Source organism: Mediterranea sp. ET5, from assembly GCF_023337025.1.
Lineage (GTDB): Bacteria > Bacteroidota > Bacteroidia > Bacteroidales > Bacteroidaceae > Phocaeicola_A.
The window spans coordinates 21,063-28,705 of record NZ_JAMBLN010000030.1; the positions used below are offsets into that span (position 1 = coordinate 21,063).

General features: G+C 46.1%; 6 protein-coding genes. 1 reads left to right on the plus strand and 5 read right to left on the minus strand.

Translation table 11 applies throughout. The annotated features are described in order from the left end of the window. Window positions 1–10: 10 nt before the first annotated feature. Complete coding sequence (locus M3087_RS13705; RefSeq protein ID WP_410797132.1) at window positions 11–1,660, minus strand: alpha-L-fucosidase; 1,650 nt, start codon at window positions 1,658–1,660, stop codon at window positions 11–13. A 272-nt stretch (window positions 1,661–1,932) separates the two neighbouring features. On the opposite strand from M3087_RS13705, the gene M3087_RS13710 reads away from it, so the two are divergent. Then, window positions 1,933–2,796 carry an AraC family transcriptional regulator gene (locus M3087_RS13710; protein ID WP_106484521.1) on the plus strand — a complete coding sequence of 288 codons (864 nt, stop codon included), beginning with the start codon at window positions 1,933–1,935 and terminating at the stop codon, window positions 2,794–2,796. Between the two features lie 23 nt (window positions 2,797–2,819). Here the strand turns inward: M3087_RS13710 and M3087_RS13715 are convergent, their stop codons facing one another. From M3087_RS13715 to M3087_RS13730, 4 genes are all read right to left on the minus strand, one after another. After that, window positions 2,820–4,469 (minus strand): rhamnogalacturonan acetylesterase, encoded by a 1,650-nt coding sequence (locus M3087_RS13715; protein ID WP_410797133.1) that lies wholly within the window; start codon window positions 4,467–4,469, stop codon window positions 2,820–2,822. A gap of 236 nt (window positions 4,470–4,705) precedes the next feature. Beyond that, window positions 4,706–5,821 carry a BACON domain-containing protein gene (locus M3087_RS13720; protein ID WP_249096616.1) on the minus strand — a complete coding sequence of 372 codons (1,116 nt, stop codon included), beginning with the start codon at window positions 5,819–5,821 and terminating at the stop codon, window positions 4,706–4,708. 27 nt (window positions 5,822–5,848) lie between these two features. After that, window positions 5,849–7,168: a DUF4302 domain-containing protein gene (locus M3087_RS13725; protein ID WP_249096617.1), complete on the minus strand. Its 1,320-nt coding sequence runs from the start codon at window positions 7,166–7,168 to the stop codon at window positions 5,849–5,851. 2 nt (window positions 7,169–7,170) lie between these two features. Then, a partial coding sequence (locus tag M3087_RS13730; RefSeq protein WP_249096619.1) for a substrate import-associated zinc metallohydrolase lipoprotein occupies window positions 7,171–7,643 on the minus strand: 473 nt, incomplete at its 5' end.

A 7,643-nucleotide genomic window follows, 5' to 3' on the forward strand; every position in this document is an offset into this window, starting at 1 on the left:
CTATCTCCACTTATTCCACCTTGAATACCGGAGCGATTCTGTTCAGCGGTTTATCCGGAAGATTGATGACCAGTCCTTCGGTTGTGCGGTTGAAATCCACCGTTCCGTAACCAAGCAATTCTACCTGACTTATCTTCCCGGGATAAAGGTCATTCCCTTGCGACAGTGATTTGACGACCACCTGCTTGTCCTTCGGCCATGCCAGAGCTGTCACATACAGGGCTTCACCCTTTTGTGTAAAACGAATCTCCTGGGCTGTCGCATTCGTATAATAACCCTCATTGAAACCCTGGGCATTGATTGCAATGTCCGAATTGGCTATCGGACCTTCACCGAACACTTTCCAAGGCTGCGTATCATAAATCGCCTCTTTGTTGGTATTCATCCAATCGCCGAACTCCATCAGGATCTTCTCTTCCTTATCATCAAACGTACCGTCGGCACGCAAAGGCACACTCAGCAACAGATTCCCGTTCTTGCTGACCACGTCTATCAATAATTTCACCACGTCAGCAGCCGACTTATACCTGTCGTTATCATAGTAGGAACGGTCATAATGCCATCCTCCCAGGCAGGTACAGGTCTGCCATTTGTCAGCTATGATTTGATTGGGTGCACCACGTTCGACATCCCACACCAGGGCCTTGCGCTGTTCGTCGTCCAGAATCTTGCCATTCAGCACAGCCTCCAGCTTTCCGTCATGTGTAGCCATGTTGTGATTGTAAAAGTGGGCAGCTATTTTCAGCCCGGCGTCACTAATCGGATAGAACGGAAGGACCGTCACATCAAAATACAGGATATCGGGATTGTACCTGTTTATCACCTCCAAGGTGCGATTGTAAAAGTTGGTCACATACTCCCGGGTAGGCAGACAGGCGCCATCTCCCCACGCCCATTGCCGATGGATCATGCCGTCATCCCAACTGTTTTCACTCAATGGATGGTTCTGTGCATACAAGTCCTGCGGGTCGTATCCTTCCCACCACTTGCCTTTTCCGTCCGCTTTAGTCAGCTTGCCATCATAAGGGATGCCTTTCTTCGGACCAATCGTGTCGTGGCGTTGGGCAGGCTCATACCAGGTCCATGCGTGATCGGCATGCAGGCTGACGCCGAAGGGAAGTCCCTGTTTGCGGGCTGCCTTCTCCCATTCTGCCAGCACATCACGTTTCGGTCCCATATTCACGGAATTCCAAGGTTGGTACTTGCTGTCCCAAAGGTCAAAGTTGTCATGATGATTCCCTAAGGCAAAGAAATATTGCGCACCTATCTTTTTATAAAAGGCCACCAGTGAATCCGGGTTCCAGTGCTCCGCCTTAAAAGAGGGAATGACATCCTTGAAACCCACCTCCGAGGGATGTCCATAGTGTTCCACATGATAGTTATACACCGGAGACCCTTCCATATACATGGACCGGGCCATCCAGTCGCCCGTGCCCTCTACACATTGTGGTCCCCAGTGTGCCCAGATACCGAATTTTGCATTCCGATACCACTCCGGAACCTTGTAATGCTTCAACGACTCCCAGGTGGGTTCGAACTTGCCCTTCATCATGGGCTCATCGGCTTCAGAGACCGGCACCTGACAGGAAGGCTGATGGGCTGTACTGCACGACAGGATAGCCGGACATAGCAACGAGAAAAATAAAGTTTTGCTTTTCATGATAAGGTATTATTTTATGACTGATTTCAAGTCATTGAATTGTTTTGTAAAAGTATAATCAAACTCACAAGGACGATAGGATATAAACGTGTTCTGATAGGATATTATCGACTTAATTGTTAATCAGCGACTCTATGACAGTCGTATTCATAGGAAGATTTCGATATCGCCCTGCATTCTAACCTGTCACTGTTATTTCCTGCTCCAATATTTTGAGACCTGACAGATCCTGTATAACTTCGGGCGCTTTAACCTGAATTCCGTTTCTTAATATGAGCCTCTCAATCGACCAACTGCACCCGTATGTCCTAAATGCCGGATTAGCTGTCCACGACGCTGACTGGAACTGGAAAGATGTGGTCAGTCCTTTCAGCCGTCTGTATTATGTCGTGGAAGGAACCGCACAAATCAAGTTACCGTCCGGTATCCATACACTCAAGCCCAACCACATGTATTTCATACCTGCCTTTACCAGGCACAGCAATATCTGTGACTCTCATTTCTGTCACTACTACATGCACATCTATGAAGAGAATCAGGAAGGAAAAAGCATATTGGACGAATGGGACTTCCCGATAGAGGTACCCGGAAGTGAACTGGACCTGGTCCTTATCAAACGGTTCTGCCGTATTTATCCCCACATGAACCTGCAAGAATCCGACCCTACCACGTATGATAACGATGTAACACTCATACACAGTCTGCTGCTAAGCAAACAACGGGCCTTCTATGACAAGGTGGAAGCGAGGGGTATCGTATACCAGCTGCTCGCCCGCTTCATGAGATTGGCAAGGGAAAAATCACTGGACAGAGACGAACGCCTGGTGAAAGTATTGTCATACATCCACAAACACATCAACCGGAATCTGACCATCACCGAACTGGCGGAGCAGGCATGTCTGTCCAAGGACCACTTCATACGTCTGTTCAGGAACGAGGTAAAGGCAACCCCTCTGCAATATATCAACCGGAAAAAAATCGAGCATGCGCAACTGACTCTGGTGACAAGCGACACACAGGTAAAAGATGTGGCACTCAATCTGGGCTTTGAGGACTACTCTTATTTCAACCGCCTGTTCAAGAAGCTTGTCGGTACCACCCCACAGGAATACCGGCATTCCAATCACAAAATCTAATTCCAGACTTCAGCAACCAGAAACTATTTCAGGTAATCCTTCAGCGGACACCCTACAGCCTGTAAGCCTTCGGCGATGCTCTTTGCGTTCATGCGTGCCCCCTTCAAGGAGGTGTGCGTATGGTCATGGTTGAAATACTCACCGACGAAACGCAAGCCTTTCTCGTAGCCCATCTGCTGGAGTTTGTCGGCAGACAACTTGTTCAGGTCAATGTAATAGGCACCGGCACGCTCGGCAGCCTCGCGCGTCCACTTTCCGAAAGAATCCGTGTTCCGTTCTATCTCACCGTTGTCCCACTTGTTCCGGGGTGTGTGGCTCAACACGATGGGAATAGCCCCTTTCTCCTTCACATCCATGATGAACTTACGCAGATACCAGCCGAAGGTATAGACCACCTGATATCTTCCAGTGGACTCCATCTTGAACACCTTGCTCTCATCACCTGCTCCTAGCAGCTCGGCACGTGCCTTCCCGGTATTGATCGGACCTGCATCGTTATGACCGAACTGTATCAGCACAAAGTCACCCGGACGCAGCGCCTTGTACACTTTGTCCCAACGACCTTCGTCCAAATAGGTGCGGGCACTGCGGCCTGCCTTGGCATGGTTCTCGACCGAAATGCGGTCCGTGTCAAACAGTTCATGGATGACACTTCCCCACCCCCACATGCCGTCGGGGTCGTCATCGGCATTCTTCACCGTACTGTCGCCCACCGTGAAAAGCACCGGACAACCCTTGCGACGGGTAGCACCGGTAATGGTATCCTTCTCCGCCGGCTTCAGATAACGTGCCAGCTCCAGCCCCTTGCAGGCCCGGATTCCCTCAGCAGCCGACTCGGCATTGACACGTGCTCCAAACTCACTGGTATGGATACGGTCGATGTAGAACATATACTTGACCTTCTCTTTACCGAACTTCTCAAACTTACGGGCGCTGATTTCATTCAGGTCAATGAACGGGACACGCTCTTTCCGGGCAACCTGCTTTGCCCACAAGCCGAACGTATGGTTGACACGGGTGATGATGGTGCTGTCGGCATCCTCCCAGGCATTGCGCGGCGTGAGTGACATCAGGATGGGGTGTGCGCCCCGCCGTTTCACATCACGGATGAAACGGCGCATGTATTCCCCATACGTATAGACCGTTTCCTTCACACCGGTTTCCTTGATGGTGACGTTGAGGCTGTCGCGTCCGATACCGGGGATGGATGCCCGGGCACGTCCACTGTCATAAGGGCCGTTATCATTATGCCCCAGTTCGATGATGACCCAGTCACCCCGACGGATGCCTTTCAGCACATCCGGCCACAGCCGGTTGTAGAATGTCCGGCTGCTGGTACCGCCCAAGGCATGGTTTTCCACCGTTATCTTGTTCTCGTCGAAATATTCGTGTTCGAAATATCCCCATCCCCACTGTCCGTTGTTGCCGTTGCCCAACGTCCCGGTACGCATCGTCGAGTTGCCTATCAGGAACAACACGGGGTTGTCTCCCCGACGGCTGGAGCCGGGTACCGGACGAACGGTACGTGCCAGGTTCAGGCTGTCGAGCGTATTGTCAACGACATGGTTCACGTCTTCCATCGGTGCTGCTACTTTATGTTGGGCATACAGCTCTTGTCCGGCGGAAGTCGCCAGCAACAGGCAAAGCGAGGTAAAAAGCTTCTGTGTATTCATCTGAAACTGATTTTATGATCGATGCACAAAATTAGCAGAATCCTTTCCTGGGACACATGGAATATCGGCCGTTTTCATGTCCATTTGTCCAATAGGAAGCCTGTTCATCCGCCCTCCACAAGCTCCAACCGTGATTGACCGGAGAAAACGCCGACAATCTAAAAAGGGCCGCCCCAACTCCATTTGGTTGAGACAGCCCTTGTTCCGGTTTAGGTCAATGTGAGTTTATATGAGAGTTAATCTTCCTTTGGGAAATAGATTGCAGGATAGAATTTCATTGAAGATATACTCATGGTAAATCTACGATTAAGCGCATTACCTGTAAAATCCTTACCATTAAAGAATAACAACATAAAAGCTTCTAAAGGATTGTCATAAGAACCATTATCTTGCATAGACAACACTATCTTACCATCATCTTGTAAAGTAGTAACAAGATCTACACTTACAGATGTACTCCAAGAGTAATATCCGCCACCCAATAATGCAGTACTTATATAGATACCATCTCCAAAATCCTTGGGGGCAAGTCCCAAATTCTGTCCGGCTGCTATACGAAAGACACCCGTATTCTCATTATAAACAGCAGGCAGTAACAATGAATGTTCTATCCCTACCAAGGAGAATATACCAGAGAGATCTATATTCCAAGAATTATTCTTACTCTGTTTAATAGACGTCTTTATTTTAAGTGGAATATCTTTATCCAACCAATGCAACTGTATATGAGCCATTACGGAACTAGTCAACTCAGATAAGTCATATTGCAGCACTTCATACTCAATCTTCTTCGGACCAGACGTAATAACGACACGAGTTCCTCTTGGTGCATTCTGATTGGGTGTAGCCACAAAAGATAAACCATCATCTTTCTGTGTAACAGTTAACCAACTTTGAGCATTCTCCGGAACCTCAATCTTTATAGGTAAAGGACCGGAAAACTCCTTGCTCACGGTTTCACCGTTCTTTGCCATCCTAATGATTGTATTAGAAGAATCATAATTCAAATAAAATCCTTCTTGCATTACCACTGCGTACACATCACTTGTGCCATCTGAAACCAATACACGTGCATTACGTCCTTCCGCATTGATATTTTCGTCTACCTCAATCGTAATCTTATTACCATCAATCTTTGTTACACGACACCAATCAGATTGAACAGTCACCTTAATAGGAGACTGAGACGTAGCAGTCAATATTTGAGATCCCCCTAATGCGGTGAATGACAAATTTGCACCGGATAGTTCGACTGTTGGCAGATAGAAAATCTCTTTACCTTCATCGCTGCAACCTGATGCAAAAAGAAGGGTTCCCATCATAAACAATATAGGTATAAATCTACATTTCATAATTGTCATTTTTCTTAAATTTCACGCTTATTGTTGCTTAACTAGCACAGGTTCACCATACCAATCCCACCAGCCAAGACGTTTGGCATATCCTTCATCCTCATAGGCCACCAAAGCAAAACCTGAGATATCTGTTTGGCTGCCAACAAAGGATATAGTCATTGGTTCTGATACCGCTATCTTAGCGGTCAGAGAGCCTGCTCCCAAACCATAATAACCTGTTTTAGCCGCCATACAAATTGCCATATAATATTTACTATATGGACCAACTTTAACAGATTCTATAGAAAGTGTCCCTGTTTCACGATTATAAACTAATGGCAGCGGCATAGTCAAATTTGCACCAGTCATAACATATGACCGATTGACCTCTTTTTGTTCAATCTTCACAGTCATGGTTTGTGTCTTAGACCAATCCACGTTACCATCTGCAATAGTAGGCAAATGAACCGTCAGAGTATAAGTACCTAAGAAATCGGCATAGGGAGTAAATCCATCCGGATAGTAACCGGTCAAAATAACCTGCTCCGCACCTTTGTCTGTACAATCAAAAGATAAAGTCTCCTTATTCCATTTAAAGTTTTCCGCCTTTATCCCATTTACCAAAACAGGATTATATAGCTTCAATCCTGTCGGAGTATACATAAAAGGTATATTATCTGTACTACCGTCAGCTTCAGAAGATGTATAGTCAAAAATGAAGTTCTTTCTCTTCAGCCTTGCTAGTTCTTGATCCTTATTCATCAACTTATAAGTACTAAGAAATGCCTCATCTTCAACCTGTCGCGTATCGCGGATATATACGTTCCAATCCACATCTTTATCCAAGCGATTAAGCACCATTCTATTATGGTATTTCCTTCCTTCAAGTACTACCTGTTCAGCTGTTCCACTGCGCAATATAAATTCATAATCACCCTCTAACGTACTATTAGGCTTTCTAGGATTGGCAATACCTGGTGTTCCAAAAACATGAAGCAACGGATTATACGTATCAAATGAGAGTAAGGTTGATTGCTCACTTTTAATTGAATAGAGTGATGAATATACATCGCCAGGTTTAGTTCCTGAAGAAGGATATGTTGTAGACATATCCACTTTTCCAGCTTCAAAGCGACAGAGCACTGGAATAACACCCATCGGGTTGTCTTCACCGATATTGTATTCTAATACCCATCCATTAGGAGCATCCTGCAAAATCTTTTGATAGTGGTTGACATCCTCGGTCAAACGGATAGCCGCCGGCTGATCAAAATAATCTTTCTCTTCAAACAAGCATGACTGAAGGCTAGTACTTACACAAGCTAATATCATGCTCAACGTGATATATTGTCGAAACTTCTTCATAATTATTCTTCATTTGAATGAGTAGACTCAGAGGCTTTAGGAAGAGTCAAGTCAAGCGTCTTGATTTCTTCTTGTCGACGAAGCACTGTCGAACGAAGCTTATTCAAATCAATACCCCAAGTTTCTTTCATGTAATTATAAACAATTGTAAACTTCTGATTGATGAGAGCTGCACCCTTATCACCGGCCTGTTGAAGCATATTGTCCCAATAGGCTTGATCATGCGTTACAAAATTTGCTATATTCTCTACAAAATCTTCACGGGATTCACTCATGGCATACGGAGAGACAAATCCCGCCTGCCAAGCTTGCTGAGCTGTACGATCGGATGTACCACCAGTCTCCGGGTCCGTGTATATATACCAGTTACTACCAATATAGCTGTCCTCCGTAATACGGTCAAAAGCAACATCATAGTTTTTGCGCTGATGCAAAATATGTGCAAACTCATGGTGCATTGTCTTGAAATAATATT

Excerpts from the sequence above, each read along its gene's own strand:
- M3087_RS13725 (WP_249096617.1), bottom strand. The coding sequence starts at position 7,168 with ATGAAGAAGTTTCGACAATATATCACGTTGAGCATGATATTAGCTTGT.
- M3087_RS13705 (WP_410797132.1), bottom strand. The coding sequence starts at position 1,660 with ATGAAAAGCAAAACTTTATTTTTCTCGTTGCTATGTCCGGCTATCCTG.
- M3087_RS13715 (WP_410797133.1), bottom strand. The coding sequence starts at position 4,469 with ATGAATACACAGAAGCTTTTTACCTCGCTTTGCCTGTTGCTGGCGACT.
- M3087_RS13720 (WP_249096616.1), bottom strand. The coding sequence starts at position 5,821 with ATGAAATGTAGATTTATACCTATATTGTTTATGATGGGAACCCTTCTT.
- M3087_RS13710 (WP_106484521.1), top strand. The coding sequence starts at position 1,933 with ATGAGCCTCTCAATCGACCAACTGCACCCGTATGTCCTAAATGCCGGA.